Raw genomic sequence first — 14,638 nt, forward strand, 5'->3', positions numbered from 1 at the left:
AAAAAAAGGGAAGCTGCTTGCTTCCCTTTTTCAAAACTGGAGCGGGAAAAGAGTCTCGAACTCTCGACCTCAACCTTGGCAAGGTTGCGCTCTACCAACTGAGCTATTCCCGCGTTTCGAGCCTCAAATTATATACCAGTTTTTTGAGGCTTCACAAGTTCTGCAATCAATCGATCAATGCTTGACCGAGCCTTCGACGGCCGGCGCACCGGCGCGCTGCTTGGCCAGTTCGGCCACCGCAGCAGCCGAAGCGGCCACCTCTTCGTCGGACAGCGGCTCGGGCATCTTCTCGAGCGCGATCTCGAGCACCTTGTCGATCCACTTCACCGGCACGATCTCGAGGCCGTTCTTCACGTTCTCGGGAATGTCCTGCAGGTCCTTGGCGTTCTCTTCGGGGATCAGCACGGTCTTGATGCCGCCGCGCAGGGCCGCCAGCAGCTTTTCCTTCAGGCCGCCGATGGCCGTGACCTCGCCGCGCAGCGTGATCTCGCCGGTCATCGCGACGTCGGCGCGCACCGGGATGCCCGTGAGCGCCGACACGAAGGCCGTCGTCATCGCCGCACCCGCGCTCGGGCCGTCCTTGGGCGTCGCGCCGTCAGGCACGTGGATGTGGATGTCACGCTTCTCGAACACCTCGTCCTTGATGCCCAGGCGGCGCGAGCGGCTGCGCACCACGGTGCGCGCAGCCTCGACCGATTCCTTCATCACGTCGCCGAGTGAACCCGTGCGGCTGATCACACCCTTGCCGGGCATGGTCACGGCCTCGATCGTCAGCAGGTCGCCGCCGACTTCGGTCCACGCAAGGCCGACCACCTGGCCGACCTGGTTCTGCTTCTCGGCCAGGCCGAAGCTGTACTTGCGCACGCCGAGGAACTCGTTGAGGTTCTCGCCGTCGACCGTGACCTTGGGCGTCAGTTGCTTGAGCAGCAGGCCCTTCACCACCTTGCGGCAGATCTTGGACAGCTCGCGCTCGAGCGAACGCACGCCGGCTTCACGCGTGTAGTAGCGCACGATGTCGCGCACGGCGGCTTCGGTGACGGCCAGTTCGTCGTCCTTCACGCCGTTGTTCTTCATCTGCTTGGGCAGCAGGTACTTGATCGCGATGTTGGTCTTCTCGTCCTCGGTGTAGCCCGAGAGGCGGATGACTTCCATGCGGTCCAGCAGCGCCGGCGGGATGTTCATCGAGTTCGAGGTGGCGACGAACATGACGTCGCTCAGGTCGAAGTCGACTTCCACGTAGTGGTCGCCGAAGGTGTGGTTCTGCTCGGGGTCGAGCACCTCGAGCAGCGCGCTCGACGGGTCGCCGCGGAAGTCCGTGCCCAGCTTGTCGATTTCGTCGAGCAGGAACAGCGGATTGCGCGTGCCGATCTTGCTCAGCCCCTGCAGCACCTTGCCCGGCAGCGCGCCGATGTAGGTGCGGCGGTGGCCGCGGATCTCGGCTTCGTCGCGCATGCCGCCCAGCGCCATGCGGGTGTACTTGCGGCCGGTCGCCTTCGCGATCGACTGCCCCAGCGAGGTCTTGCCAACACCCGGCGGGCCCACGAGGCACAGGATGGGTGCCTTCACCTTGTCGACGCGCTGCTGCACCGCGAGGTATTCAAGGATGCGGTCCTTGACCTTCTCGAGGCCGTAGTGGTCGGCGTTGAGCACGGCCTCGGCATTGGCCAGGTCGTGCTTGATCTTGGTCTTCTTGCTCCACGGCAGGCTGATGAGCACGTCGATGTAGTTGCGCACCACCGTGGCTTCGGCCGACATGGGCGACATGAGCTTGAGCTTCTTGAGCTCGCCCTCGGCCTTCTTCAGGCCTTCCTTGGACATCTTGGCGAGCTTGATCTTCTTCTCGATCTCCTCGATGTCCGCGCCCTCTTCGCCTTCGCCGAGCTCCTTCTGGATGGCCTTGACCTGCTCGTTGAGATAGAAGTCGCGCTGGTTCTTCTCCATCTGGCGCTTCACGCGGCCACGGATCTTCTTGTCGACGTTCAGGATGTCGACTTCGCGTTCGAGCTGGCCGAACAGGTTTTCCAGGCGCGCCTTGACGTCGTCCAGGTCGAGCACCGCCTGCTTGTTGTCCAGCTTGAGCGGCAGGTGGGCGGCGATGGTGTCGGCCAGGCGGCCGGCGTCGTCGATGCTCGAGATCGAGGTCAGGATCTCGGGCGGGATCTTCTTGTTCAGCTTGACGTACTGGTCGAACTGCTGCATCACGGCGCGGCGCAGCGCCTCGACCTCGGTGCCCTTCTCGCCGCCTTCGGGCGCCTCGACGGGCGTCACGTTGGCCGAGAAATGCGTCTCGCCGTCATCGATGCGGTTGACGCGGGCGCGCTGCTGGCCTTCGACCAGCACCTTCACGGTGCCGTCGGGCAGCTTGAGCATCTGCAGGATGGTCGAGACGCAGCCGACCTCGAACATGTCCTCGACCGAGGGCTCGTCCTTGGCGGCGGCCTTCTGGGCCACCAGCATGATGCGGCGCTCGGCCTCCATCGCCAGCTCGAGCGCCTTGATGCTCTTCGGGCGACCCACGAAGAGCGGGATCACCATGTGGGGAAACACCACGACGTCCCGCAGCGGCAGCAGCGGCAGGTCGAGGGCTTCGGGGGGCAATGGGGTATGACCAGACATGAGCGTCCTTGTCCTTTAGGCCTTTTTCGCCGTTTCGCGGTACACGAGCAGCGGGGGCTTGTTTTCGTCGATGGTCGATTCCTCGACCACCACCTTGTCGACATTGGTCGCGTTCGGCAATTCGAACATGGTGTCGATCAGCGACTGTTCAAGGATCGAGCGCAGGCCGCGCGCGCCGGTCTTGCGGGCCAGCGCCTTGCGGGCGATCGCCTTGAGCGCCGCGGGACGGATTTCGAGGTCCACGCCCTCCATCTGCAGCAGCTTGGTGAACTGTTTCACTACCGCATTCTTGGGCTCGGTCAGGATCTGCACCAGCGCGTCTTCGCTCAGCTCGGCCAGCGAGGCGACCACGGGCATGCGGCCCACGAGTTCGGGGATCAGGCCGAACTTGATCAGGTCTTCGGGCTCGACTTCGCGGAACACCTCGGTGATGCTGCGCTGGGCCTTGCTCTTCACCGCGGCGCCGAAGCCGATACCCGAGGCCTCGGTGCGGTTTTCGATGACCTTCTCCAAGCCGGCAAAGGCGCCGCCGCAGATAAACAGGATATTGGTCGTGTCGATCTGCAGGAAGTCCTGGTTCGGGTGCTTGCGCCCACCCTGGGGCGGCACGCTGGCCATGGTGCCTTCGATGAGCTTGAGCAGCGCCTGCTGCACGCCCTCGCCCGACACGTCGCGGGTGATGGAGGGGTTGTCGGACTTGCGCGAGATCTTGTCGATTTCGTCGATGTAGACGATGCCGCGCTGGGCGCGCTCGACCTCGTAGTTGCAGCTTTGCAGCAGCTTCTGGATGATGTTCTCGACGTCCTCGCCCACGTAGCCGGCTTCGGTCAGCGTGGTGGCGTCAGCCATCACGAAGGGCACGTCGAGCATGCGCGCGAGCGTTTGCGCCAGCAGCGTCTTGCCCGAACCCGTGGGGCCGATCAAGAGGATGTTGCTCTTGCTGAGCTCGACCTCGTCGCCCTTGGTGTTCTTTTCCTTGTGACGCAGGCGCTTGTAGTGGTTGTAGACCGCCACCGACAGCATGCGTTTGGCCGGCTCCTGGCCGATCACGTAGTTGTCGAGGTTGGTCTTGATCTCCAGCGGCGTGGGCAGGTCGCTGCGCGCGTCGCGCGCTTCCTCACCGGCCGGCAGCTCGTCACGGATGATCTCGTTGCACAGGTCGATGCATTCGTCGCAGATGAAGACCGAAGGGCCCGCGATCAGCTTCTTGACCTCATGCTGGCTCTTGCCGCAGAACGAGCAATAAAGCGTTTTTTCGCTGGAGGTGCCTTTTTTTTCGGCCATGGACTTTTGCCTCGTGACAGGGTATGGACAATGATAACTAAACAAAAACGGCGTTTCCCGTGTGGGAAACGCCGTTTTTGCCATTCTGGCGCCCGCGGCGCCGGGCGGCTTTAACCGCGCTGGGCGACGACCTGGTCGACCAGGCCGTAATCCTTGGCCTCGTCAGCGGTCAGGAAATAGTCGCGCTCGGTGTCCGACTTGACCTTTTCCAGCGGCTGGCCGGTGCGTTCGGCCAGGATGCGGTTCATCTGGTCCTTGGTGCGCAGGATGTCGCGCGCATGGATTTCGATGTCGGTGGCCTGGCCGCGCGCGCCGCCGAGCACCTGGTGGATCATGATCTTGGAGTTGGGCAGCGAGAAACGCTTGCCCTTCTCGCCGGCCGCCAGCAGGAAGGCGCCCATGCTGGCCGCGAAGCCCAGGCACATGGTCGACACCGATGGCTTGATGAACTGCATGGTGTCGTAGATCGCCATGCCGGCGCTCACGCTGCCGCCCGGGGAGTTGATGTAGAACGAAATGTCCTTGTCCGGGTTCTCGCTCTCGAGGAACAGCAGCTGGGCCACCACGAGGTTGGCGGTCTGGTCGTTGACCTCGCCGACCAGGAAGATGATGCGTTCCTTGAGGAGACGCGAGTAGATGTCATAGGACCGCTCGCCGCGGCCCGACTGCTCGACGACCATCGGGATCATGCCGAGGCCTTGAATTTCCTGTGCGCTCATGAATTTGCTCTCCGGAAAATGGATTCGTTCGCTCTGATTGAACTGTACGCCTGAGTGAAATGGGGCTCGTGCCGCAAAGCACAAGCCCCATCGGCGTTGCTGCATGCAGCGACGGAAACCAGCTTACTGCTGCTGCGCCATCAGTTCGTCGAACGACACCGACTTTTCGTTGACCTTGGCCTTGCCCAGCACGAAGTCGGTCACGTTGTTCTCGATGACCACGGCTTCGACTTCCGCCAGGCGGTTGTTGTCGCTGAAGTACCAGCGAACGACGTCTTGCGGCTTCTCGTAGCTGGCGGCCAGCTCGTCGATGTGGGCCTTGATCTGCTCGGGCTTGGCCTGCAGTTCGTTGGCACGCACCAGCTCGGCCACGACCAGGCCCAGGCGCACGCGGCGCTCGGCTTGCGGGCGGAACACTTCCTCGGGGATCGGGGCCTTGTCGGCGTCCTTGATGCCGCGCTGCTTGAGCTCGGCGCGGGCGCCTTCGATCATGCGGGCGACTTCCGACTGCACGCTGGCGTTCGGCAGGTCGAGTTCGGCGTTGGCCACCAGGGCGTCCATCACGGCGTTCTTGTTGCGGGCCAGCAGGCGGAACTTCACTTCGCGCTCGAGGTTGCGCTTGATGTCGGCGCGCAGGCCTTCCACGGTGGCTTCGGCGATGCCGAGCGACTTGGCCAGCTGTTCGTTGACTTCGGGCAGGTGCGAGGCTTCGATCTTCTTCACGGTGACCATGAAGTCGGCCTGCTTGCCGGCCACGTCCTTGCCGTGGTAATCGGCCGGGAACGACAGCGGGAAGGTGCGGCTGTCGCCGGACTTCATGCCGCGCACGGCGTCTTCGAATTCCTTGAGCATCTGGCCTTCGCCGACGACGAACTGGAAGTCTTCGGCCTTGCCGCCCTGGAAGGGCTCGCCGTCGATCTTGCCTTCGAAGTCGACCGTCACGCGGTCGTTGTCTTCGGCCACGGCGTCTTGGGCGCGCTGGGCGAAGGTACGGCGCTGCTTGCGCAGGATGTCCAGGGTCTTGTCGATGGCTTCGTCGCCGACTTCGGCCGACAGCTTCTCGACTTCAGCGCCCGACAGGTCGTTGATCTTGACTTCGGGGAACACTTCGAAGACCGCGTCGAAGGCGAGCTGGCCTTCGGGCGACTCTTCCTTTTCGGTGATGCGGGGCTGGCCGGCGACACGCAGCTTGGCTTCGTTGGCGGCTTGCGAGAAGGCCTCGCCGACCTTGTCGTTCATGACTTCGTAGTGCACCGAGTAGCCGTAGCGCTGGGCCACGACGTTCATCGGCACCTTGCCGGGACGGAAGCCGTCCATCTTGACGGTGCGCGCGAGCTTCTTGAGGCGCGAATCGACTTCGTTCTGGATGGTGCCGACCGGCAGGGTCAGCGTGATCTTGCGTTCGAGCTTCTCGAGAGTTTCAACGTTCACGGTCATGGTGTCTTCCTTGTGAGGGGTGTGGCTGGTGCGCGGGGCCGGACTCGAACCGGCACGTTCTTGCGAACGTCAGGACCTAAACCTGGTGCGTCTACCAATTTCGCCACCCGCGCGATGCCAAATTTCAGGTGAATGCAAAGGCGGACGGCCTCGGCGCTGCGGAAAAACCGCTGGCCCAAGACCGTCCGCCTGAAATCGGTCAACCGCGCATTTTAAACGCAAGAATGGGGGCCTTCCGGCTTCCCCCTTTGGGGGATTTCACCCACTCTCGCGCAAGGGATACGGGCCGCGCGAAAACGGCCCGTGAAAAGCGCCTTGTCAGGCGGCAGCGGTTTGCGGCTCCCGCTTGATGCGGAAGGCCGCGGCATACATGGCCGGCAGCGCCAGCAGCGTCAGCACGGTGGCCACGATCAGCCCGCCCATGATGGCCACGGCCATCGGGCCCCAGAACACGCTGCGCGACAGCGGGATCATCGCCAGCACCGCCGCCGCGGCGGTCAGCACGATGGGGCGCAGGCGCCGCACGGCCGATTCGACGATCGCGTCCCAGGCCGGCACGCCGGCGGCGCGGTCGAGCTCGATCTGGTCGATCAGGATCACGGCGTTGCGCTGGATCATGCCCATCAGCGCGATCACGCCGAGCAGCGCCACGAAGCCGAAAGGCCGGTTCAGCAGCAGCAGCGCGGCAGCCACGCCGGCGATGCCCATCGGGCCGGTGATGAACACCAGCAGCGAGCGGCTGAAGCTGTGCAGCTGCAGCATCAGCAGCGTGAACACCAGGAACAGCATGATCGGCACGCCCGCCACGATCGAGGCCGAGCCCTTGGAGCTTTCCTCCACGGCGCCCGCCACCTCGATGCGGTAACCGCCCTGCCCGGCCGCATGCCAGCCGGCTTCGAGCTGGCGCAGCTTCGGCAGCAGCTGTTCGGTCACGGTGGCGCCCTGCAGGCCTTCCACCACGTCGCCCTGCACGGTGATCGCGTAGTCGCGGTTCTCGCGCCACATCACGCCGGGTTCCCAGGTGAACACCGGACGGGCGATCTGCGTGAGCGGGATCGAACGGCCCGTGGTCGTCGGGATGTAGGCGTTGCCGATGTCCGAGATCGCCTCGCGTTCGTCGGCCGACTGGCGCAGCACGATGTCGATCAGCAAATCGTTCTCGCGGTACTGGCCGACCGTGGTGCCGCTGAACATGGTGCGCGAGGCCTGGGCGATGGCCTGGCTGGTCACGCCAAGCGCGCGCGCCTTGGCCTGGTCGATCTCCAGGCGGATCACCTTGACCGACTCGTTCCAGTTGTCGTTCACGCCGCGCATGTTGGTGCTCTCGCGCAGCACGGCCTTCACCTCGTCGGCGCGGGCGCGCAGCTGGGCGGGCTCGGTGCCGATCACGCGGAACTGCACCGGGTACGGCACCGGCGGGCCGTTGGGCAGCAGCTTGACGCGGCCGCGCACCTCGGGAAATTCCTCGGCCAGCAAGGCGGGCAGGCGCAGGCGCAGCGTTTCGCGCACCTTCAGGTCCTTGGCCAGCACGATGAGCTGCGACACGTTGGTCTGCGGAAAGACCTGGTCCAGCGGCAGGTAGAAGCGCGGCACGCCGGAACCGATCCAGGTGCTGACGGTCTTCACGCCCTCTTCCTTCATCACGCGCTGCTCGACGCGCCTGGCCACCTCTTCGTTGGCGGCGAACGAGGTGCCTTCGGGGAACCAGATGTCCACCATGATCTCGGGCCGGCTCGAATCGGGGAAGAACTGCTGCTGCACCTTGCCCATGCCAACGATGCCCAGCGCGAAGATCAGCACGGTGGCGCCGATGGTCAGCCAGCGGTGCTGCACGCACCAGTTCACGGCACGGCGGAAGCTGTTGTAGAACGGCGTGTCGAACAGCTCGTGCGGCGGCGCGTCGGGGTCGTGCGGCTTCACCTTGAGCAACAGCGTGCCCAGGTACGGCACGAAGTACACCGACACGATCCACGACAGCACCAGCGCGATCACCGTCACCGCGAAGATCGCGAAGGTGTATTCGCCCGTCACCGACTTGGCGATGCCGATCGGCAGGAAGCCCGCCGCCGTGATGAGCGTGCCCGTGAGCATCGGCTTGGCCGTCACGTCGTAAGCGAAGGTGGCGGCGCGGACCTTGTCGTAGCCCTCTTCCATCTTCCGCACCATCATCTCCACGGCAATGATCGCGTCGTCCACCAGGAGGCCGAGCGCGATGATCAGCGACCCCAGCGATATCTTGTGCAGCCCGATGCCGAAGTAGTTCATGGCCAGGAAGGTCACGGCCAGCACCAGCGGAATGGTGATCGCCACCACCAGCCCGGGGCGCATGTCGATGTACCAGCCGAAGCGCCCGCCCTTGTGCAGGCCGAGCGCGATGATGCTCACGGCCAGCACGATGGCCACGGCCTCGATGAGCACGCCGACGAATTCGTTGACCGAGCTGGCCACCGACACCGGCTGGTCCTGCACCTGCGCCAGCTTCACGCCAGCCGGCAGGCGCTGGTCGATGGTGGCGGTGGTGGCCTTGAGCGCCTTGCCCAGCGCGATGATGTCGCCACCCTTGGCCATCGACACACCGAGCGCGATCACTTCCTTGCCCTGGTGGTGCACCTTGACGGCCGGCGGATCGACGTACCCGCGGCGGATCTCGGCGATGTCGCCGAGCTTGATCTGGTTGCCCGAGCTGCCGCGGATCGGCATCTCGCGCAGCTGCTCGACGCTGGTGAACTGGCCGCCCACGCGCACCTGCACCACGTCCAGCGGCGACTGGATCGTGCCGGCGCTTTCGACCGCGTTCTGCGAGCCGAGCTGAGCCAGCACGGCGTTGAAGTCGAGCCCCAGCTGGGCCAGGCGCTTCTGCGAGATCTCGATGAAAACCTTCTCGTCCTGCACGCCGAACTGGTCGACCTTGGCCACGTCCTTCACGCGCAGCAGCTGCTGGCGCACGTCGTCGGCCAGCGTCTTGAGCTCGGCGTAGCTGAAGCCTTCGCTTTCCAGCGCGTAGATCACGCCATAGACGTCGCCGAAGTCGTCGTTGAAGAACGGCCCCTGCACACCCGCGGGCAAGGTGCCGCGCATGTCGCCGATCTTCTTGCGCACCGTGTACCAGACGTTGGCCACCTCGGCGGCCTTCGACGAGTCCTTGATCTGGAAAATGATCTGCGACTCGCCCGGCTTGGAGTAGCTGCGGATCTTGTCGGCGTACGGCGCTTCCTGCAGCGTGCGCTCCAGCTTGTCGGTGACCTGCTCGGCCACCTGCTGCGCGGTGGCGCCGGGCCAGTAGGTGCGCACCACCATGGCACGGAAGGTGAACGGCGGGTCTTCGTCCTGGCCGAGCTGGAAGTACGCGAAGGCGCCCAGCACCATCAGCACCACCATCAGGTAGCGCGTGAGGGGCGCGTGGTCCAACGCCCATTTGGAAAGATTGAAGCCGGGCGACTTGTACTCAGACTCAGGCGCCGGGGTTGTCGCGGGGGTCGCTGGGCCTTCCGTCATTTGGCGGCACCCGTTGCGATCTCCTTCTTCGTCGCGGCCACGGCCTCGACGGCCTGCTGCTTCGCCTGCGCCTGTTGCTGGCCATTGGCGGCGGCCGCCATGGCCTCCTTCGATTGGTAGATGGTGACCTTCTGCCCCGGCGACAGCACGTGCACGCCCGCGGCCACGACCATCATTCCGGTCGACAGGCCCGATCCGATCACCGCTTCATTGCCGTCGGCCGTGACCACCTGCACCGGCTGCGAGCGCACGGTCATGCTGTCCTTGTCGAGCACCCAGACCGCCGAGCCCTTGCCTTCCTGGCGCAGTGCGCTGGTCGGCAGCTTGATCACCGCGACGTCGGTGCGCGCCAGGGCCTGCGGCCTAGCATAGACGGTGGCGCCGAGCGCCGGCGAGGTCGCGGCGTCGATCGACACCTTGACCGAGTAGGTCCGCGTGACCGCGTCGGCGCTGGCCGCCACCTCGCGCACCTGGCCCTGCAGCACCTCGCCGCCGGACCAGCCGCGCACCGCGACCGGCGAGCCGGGCTTGATCAGCGCGGCGCGGTCCTCTGGCACCGCGAACACCACGTCGCGCGCGCCGTCCTGGGCGATGCGCACGACCGGCGTGCCGGCCTGCACCACCTGGCCCGGCTCGGCCTCGATGGCCGTGATGATGCCTGCCACGTCGGCCACCAGCGTCGTGTAGCTGGCCTGGTTGCCTTGCGAGGCCAGCTGCGCCTGCGCCTGTTCAAGCTGGGCCTGCGCGGCCTTCCAGGTGGTTTCGCGGCGTTCCAGTTCGGCACCGCTGATGAAGTTCTGCGATCGCAGCTCGGTGTAGCGCTTGAGGTCGGCGGCCGCGAGGTCGCGGTTGGTCAGCGCGGCGGCCTGCTGGGCGCGGGCGGCCTCGGCGGCCAGGCGGTAGTCCTGCGGATCGAGCTGGGCCAACACCTGGCCGGCCTGCACGTGCTGGCCGAGCTCGGCCTGGCGGCGGATGATCTTGCCCGCCACCCGGAAGCCCAGGCGCGATTCGACCCTGGCCCGCACCTCGGCCGAGAACTCGGGCTGGGCGTCGTAGTCGCTGGTGCCGACGGTCACGAACTTGACCGCCCTCACGGGCTCCTGGGCAGGCGGTTTCGGCGAACAGCCGGCCAGAAAGATGGCGGGAAGCAGCAGCCAGGCGGCGCTGCGGGCACGGAGTGAGGCGGCGGAGGCGGTCATGAGACACCCAAGAAGAGAGGAACCGGGTCATTAATGACCCACCGGTTAGTAATCTAGGGTAAACGTTAAACAGTGTCAATGACCCGCCGGTCAGTTGACCATGCTCACGCTAAGTTCTCTGCCCCATTTCAACCAGCCGGTTATCAGGAAGCTCGAAGTAATCGGATGCCCGGCCCGCGTTGCGCTGCAGCCAGCCGAACAGCACCCGTCGCACCGGGTTCATGCCCGGCAGGTTCTCCTCGCCCACCGAGGCGCGGGAGACGAAGTACGAGGTCTTCATCGAGTCGATGGCCAGGGTCTTCTGGTAGGCCAGGATGCGGATGAACTCGGGCACGTCGGCGCGCTCCATGAAGCCGTGGCGCGCGGTGACCACCCAGATGCCGTCCATCAGCTGCTCGGCCTCGATGCGCAGGCGCGCGTCCACGCGCGGCGTGTCGCACGAGAGCACGCGCAGCACGATCACCTGCTCGTGCAGCACCTGGTTGTGCTTGAGGTTGTGCAGCAGCGCGTGCGGCACCGCCGTGGCGTCGGGGTTCAGGAACACGGCGGTGCCGCTCACCCGGTGCGGCATGTTCAGCGCCAGCGACTCGACGAAGGGGCGCAGCGGCAGGCTGTCGGCCGCCGCCGCTTCCAGGCCCAGGCGCCGGCCCTTGGCCCAGGTGGTGAACAGCACCATCACCCCGGCCGCCACCGCCAGCGTGAGCCAGCCGCCCTCGGCGACCTTCAGGCTGTTGGACACCACGAAGGTCAGGTCGACCGCCGCGAAGGCCGCCACGCCGACCGCCACCGCCACCTTGTTCCAGCGCCACAGGCCCCAGGCCACGATGCCGGCCAGCAATGTGGTCGTCACCATCGTGATCGACACCGCGATGCCATACGCCGCCGACAGCGCGCCCGAACTGCGGAAGCCCAGCACCAGCAGCAGCACGCCGACCATCAGCAGCCAGTTGACCGCGGGCACGTAGATCTGCCCGATGGCCGTGCCCGAGGTCTGCACCACGCGCATGCGCGGCAGGTAGCCCATGCGCATCGCCTGCGCGGTGAGCGAGAAGGCGCCCGAAATCACCGCCTGCGACGCGATCACCGTGGCCATGGCGGCCAGCACCACCATCGGCAGCACGCCCCACGAGGGAAAGAGCCGGAAGAACGGGTTGTCGATGGCCGCCGGGTTCGCCAGCACCAGCGCGCCCTGCCCGAAGTAGTTGAGCACCAGCCCCGGCAGTGCGATGAAGAGCCACGCGAGACGGATCGGCCTGGCGCCGAAGTGCCCCATGTCGGCATACAGCGCCTCGCCGCCCGTGAACGCCAGGAACACCGCGCCCAGCACGGCCAGCGACTGCGCCCGGTGCTCGACCAGGAAGCCCACCGCCCGGCGCGGGTCGAGCGCCGCCAGCACCTGCGGCTGCTGCAGCACCTGCCACAGCCCCGCCACGCCCAGCACCAGGAACCACAGCAGCATCACCGGCCCGAAGATCTTGCCGACCACGCCCGTGCCCTTCTTCTGCACCATGAACAGCCCGACGAGGATCGCCAGCGTGATCGGGATCACCACGCGCTGCAGCACCGGCGCCTGCACCTCCAGGCCCTCGACCGCCGACAGCACCGAGATCGCCGGCGTGATCAGGCTGTCGCCATAGAACATGGCCGCGCCCACCAGGCCCAAAAACCCGATCCCGCGCCACACCCAGGGCCGGGTCTTCGGGCCGGAAACGGCGTTGCGCGCCAGCGCCTGCAGCGCCAGGATGCCGCCCTCGCCGTCGTGGTCGGCGCGCAGCACGAACACCACGTACTTGAGCGTCACCACGAACATCAAGCCCCAGAAGATCAGCGAGAGCAGGCCCAGCACCGCGTCGGGCGAGAACGGCACGCCGTGCTCGGGGTTCATCGTCTCCTTGAAGGCGTACAGCGGCGAGGTGCCGATGTCGCCGAAGACGACGCCCAGCGCCGCGATCATCAAACCGGGCCCGGCCGCGTGTGCCGTGTCGCCCGAAGCGGAAAGCGAAGTCCCGGAAGCCGCGGCAGTTGCTTTCATCGTCATGGGCGAAAGAGAGATGGAAAGTGGCGACGCCGCCAGCATAGTGCCCGGACATGACGTCGCCGACAATCGTGGCGTGTCCGCCACTCCTCCTGCCAATCCTCGTCATGCCGCCGCGCCGGCCCATTACGAAAACTTCCCCGTGGCCTCGTGGCTGTGCCCGCCGCACCTGCGCCCGCCTATCGCCGCGATCTACCACTTCGCGCGCACGGCCGACGACATCGCCGACGAGGGCGACGCCTCGCCCGATGCGCGCCTGGCCGAGCTGCGCGCCTACCGCGAGGAACTGGCCGCCGCCGCGCGCGGCGAAGCACTGCCCGACTCGCGCTGGCCCCACGTGTTCGGCCCGCTGGCCTGGGCCATCGCCCAGTACCGCCTGCCCGAAGACCTGCTTGCCGACCTGCTCAGCGCCTTCATGCAGGACATCGAAAAGACCCGCGACCGCGGCACCTACGCCGACCGCGCCGAGCTGCTCGACTACTGCCGCCGCTCCGCCAACCCGGTCGGCCGGCTGCTGCTGCACCTGTACGGCGTGACCGATGCGCAGGCGCTGGCCCAGAGCGACGCCATCTGCAGCGCGCTGCAGCTCATCAACTTCTGGCAGGACCCGAGCGTCGACCTGCCGCGCGGGCGCTTCTACTTTCCGCGCACCGACTGCGCGCGGCGCGGCCTGACGTCCGAGCATTTCAAGGTCTTCGCGCCGCTGTCTTCCGCGCCGCCGCCGCAGGAAGCTATCAATCTGATAGCAGTGGTGGCCTTCTGGGCGCGCGAGCTCATGACCGAGGGCGCCCCGCTCGTGCACCGCCTGCCGGGCCGCGTGGGCTGGGAGCTGCGCCTGGTCGTGCAGGGCGGCCTGCGCATCTTGGACAAGATCGAGGACCTGGGCTTCGACACCTTCACGCAGCGCCCCACCGTCGGCAAGGCCGACGCGCCCGTGCTGCTCTGGAAGGCATGGCGGATGCGGAGACAATCACGGCCCATGAAAGCAGCGCCTCCCCGATGAATCCCGAGCAATACGTGCAAGACAAGGCCGCCGCTTCGGGCAGCAGTTTCTATTACGCCTTCCTGTTCCTGCCCAAGCCGCGGCGCGCCGCGATCACGGCCTTTTATGCCTTCTGCCGCGAGGTCGACGACGTGGTCGACGAGGTCTCCGACCCCGGCGTGGCCGCCACCAAGCTCGCCTGGTGGCGCACCGAAGTCGCCCAGGCCTTCGCCGGCACGCCGCGCCACCCGGTCATGCAGGCGCTCATGCCGCATGCCGCCACCTACGGCATCGAGGCGCGCCAGCTCAACGAAGTGATCGACGGCTGCCAGATGGACCTGGACCAGACCCGCTACCTCGACTTTCCCGGCCTCGCGCGCTACTGCCATCTGGTGGCCGGCGTGGTCGGCGAGGTGGCGGCGCGCATCTTCGGCCAGACCGATCCGCAGACCACCGCCTACGCCCACAAGCTCGGCCTGGCGCTGCAGCTCACCAACATCCTGCGCGACGTTGGCGAAGACGCGCTGCGCGGTCGCATCTACCTGCCCGTCAACGAGCTGCAGCAGTTCGACGTGAAGGCGCACGAGATCCTGAACCGCGTGCACTCCGACCGTTTTGTCGCGCTCATGAAGTTCCAGGCCCAGCGCGCCCACGCCGCCTACGACGAAGCACTGGCCCTGCTGCCGCTGGCCGACCGCCGCACGCAGAAGCCCGGCCTGATGATGGCCAGCATCTACCGCACGCTGCTGCGCGAGATCGAGCGCGACGACTTCCAGGTGCTCAACCAGCGCATCAGCCTGACGCCCGTGCGCAAGTTCTGGCTGGCCTGGAAAGTCCAGGCCCTCGGCCGGATATGACGCCCCACCCTTCG

9 protein-coding genes and 2 tRNA genes are annotated in these 14,638 nt (G+C 66.2%); 2 read left to right on the forward strand and 9 right to left on the reverse strand.

What is annotated here, in order from left to right; genetic code table 11:
• Nucleotides 1-37 precede the first annotated feature (37 nt).
• From AC57B8_RS26905 to AC57B8_RS26945, 9 genes are all read right to left on the reverse strand, one after another.
• Nucleotides 38-113, reverse strand: a tRNA-Gly gene (locus tag AC57B8_RS26905).
• 61 nt (nucleotides 114-174) lie between these two features.
• Entirely contained in the window at nucleotides 175-2,616 is a 2,442-nt protein-coding gene (gene lon, locus AC57B8_RS26910) for an endopeptidase La (RefSeq protein WP_139703709.1), read from the reverse strand.
• 15 nt (nucleotides 2,617-2,631) lie between these two features.
• A complete protein-coding gene (clpX, locus tag AC57B8_RS26915) occupies nucleotides 2,632-3,900 on the reverse strand; it encodes an ATP-dependent Clp protease ATP-binding subunit ClpX (RefSeq protein ID WP_062475840.1) in 1,269 nt (422 codons plus the stop codon).
• A gap of 110 nt (nucleotides 3,901-4,010) precedes the next feature.
• Entirely contained in the window at nucleotides 4,011-4,619 is a 609-nt protein-coding gene (gene clpP, locus AC57B8_RS26920) for an ATP-dependent Clp endopeptidase proteolytic subunit ClpP (RefSeq protein ID WP_095745077.1), read from the reverse strand.
• 123 nt (nucleotides 4,620-4,742) lie between these two features.
• The gene (tig, locus tag AC57B8_RS26925) at nucleotides 4,743-6,056 is read right to left on the reverse strand and encodes a trigger factor (RefSeq protein ID WP_153284507.1); all 1,314 of its coding nucleotides are present in this window, start codon (nucleotides 6,054-6,056) and stop codon (nucleotides 4,743-4,745) included.
• Nucleotides 6,057-6,082: 26 nt separating this feature from the next.
• Nucleotides 6,083-6,169 (reverse strand) — tRNA-Leu (locus AC57B8_RS26930).
• A gap of 205 nt (nucleotides 6,170-6,374) precedes the next feature.
• Nucleotides 6,375-9,551 carry an efflux RND transporter permease subunit gene (locus tag AC57B8_RS26935; protein WP_496481275.1) on the reverse strand — a complete coding sequence of 1,059 codons (3,177 nt, stop codon included), beginning with the start codon at nucleotides 9,549-9,551 and terminating at the stop codon, nucleotides 6,375-6,377.
• Nucleotides 9,548-10,750, reverse strand: coding sequence for an efflux RND transporter periplasmic adaptor subunit (locus AC57B8_RS26940; RefSeq protein WP_139703705.1), 1,203 nt, complete (start codon nucleotides 10,748-10,750; stop codon nucleotides 9,548-9,550). The genes AC57B8_RS26935 and AC57B8_RS26940 overlap by 4 nt, the downstream gene beginning before the upstream one ends.
• Before the next feature lie 109 nt (nucleotides 10,751-10,859).
• Entirely contained in the window at nucleotides 10,860-12,782 is a 1,923-nt protein-coding gene (locus tag AC57B8_RS26945; protein ID WP_496481276.1) for a potassium transporter Kup, read from the reverse strand.
• A 79-nt stretch (nucleotides 12,783-12,861) separates the two neighbouring features.
• Here AC57B8_RS26945 and hpnC point away from each other — a divergent pair, with 79 nt between their 5' ends.
• Together hpnC and hpnD are read left to right on the forward strand one after the other, a co-directional pair.
• Nucleotides 12,862-13,788 (forward strand): squalene synthase HpnC, encoded by a 927-nt coding sequence (gene hpnC / locus AC57B8_RS26950; protein ID WP_496481277.1) that lies wholly within the window; start codon nucleotides 12,862-12,864, stop codon nucleotides 13,786-13,788.
• Complete coding sequence (hpnD, locus tag AC57B8_RS26955) at nucleotides 13,785-14,624, forward strand: presqualene diphosphate synthase HpnD (protein ID WP_062475853.1); 840 nt, start codon at nucleotides 13,785-13,787, stop codon at nucleotides 14,622-14,624. Before hpnC ends, hpnD begins: the two co-directional genes overlap by 4 nt.
• Nucleotides 14,625-14,638 lie beyond the last annotated feature (14 nt).

It is taken from the genome of Variovorax sp. BGA-UO-ETr-C22 (assembly GCF_059567965.1).

What these genes read in the sequence shown, in the direction of transcription:
- lon (WP_139703709.1), bottom strand. Translation starts at nt 2,616, where the DNA reads ATGTCTGGTCATACCCCATTGCCCCCCGAAGCCCTCGACCTGCCGCTG.
- clpX (WP_062475840.1), bottom strand. Translation starts at nt 3,900, where the DNA reads ATGGCCGAAAAAAAAGGCACCTCCAGCGAAAAAACGCTTTATTGCTCG.
- clpP (WP_095745077.1), bottom strand. Translation starts at nt 4,619, where the DNA reads ATGAGCGCACAGGAAATTCAAGGCCTCGGCATGATCCCGATGGTCGTC.
- tig (WP_153284507.1), bottom strand. Translation starts at nt 6,056, where the DNA reads ATGACCGTGAACGTTGAAACTCTCGAGAAGCTCGAACGCAAGATCACG.
- AC57B8_RS26935 (WP_496481275.1), bottom strand. Translation starts at nt 9,551, where the DNA reads ATGACGGAAGGCCCAGCGACCCCCGCGACAACCCCGGCGCCTGAGTCT.
- AC57B8_RS26940 (WP_139703705.1), bottom strand. Translation starts at nt 10,750, where the DNA reads ATGACCGCCTCCGCCGCCTCACTCCGTGCCCGCAGCGCCGCCTGGCTG.
- AC57B8_RS26945 (WP_496481276.1), bottom strand. Translation starts at nt 12,782, where the DNA reads ATGAAAGCAACTGCCGCGGCTTCCGGGACTTCGCTTTCCGCTTCGGGC.
- hpnD (WP_062475853.1), top strand. Translation starts at nt 13,785, where the DNA reads ATGAATCCCGAGCAATACGTGCAAGACAAGGCCGCCGCTTCGGGCAGC.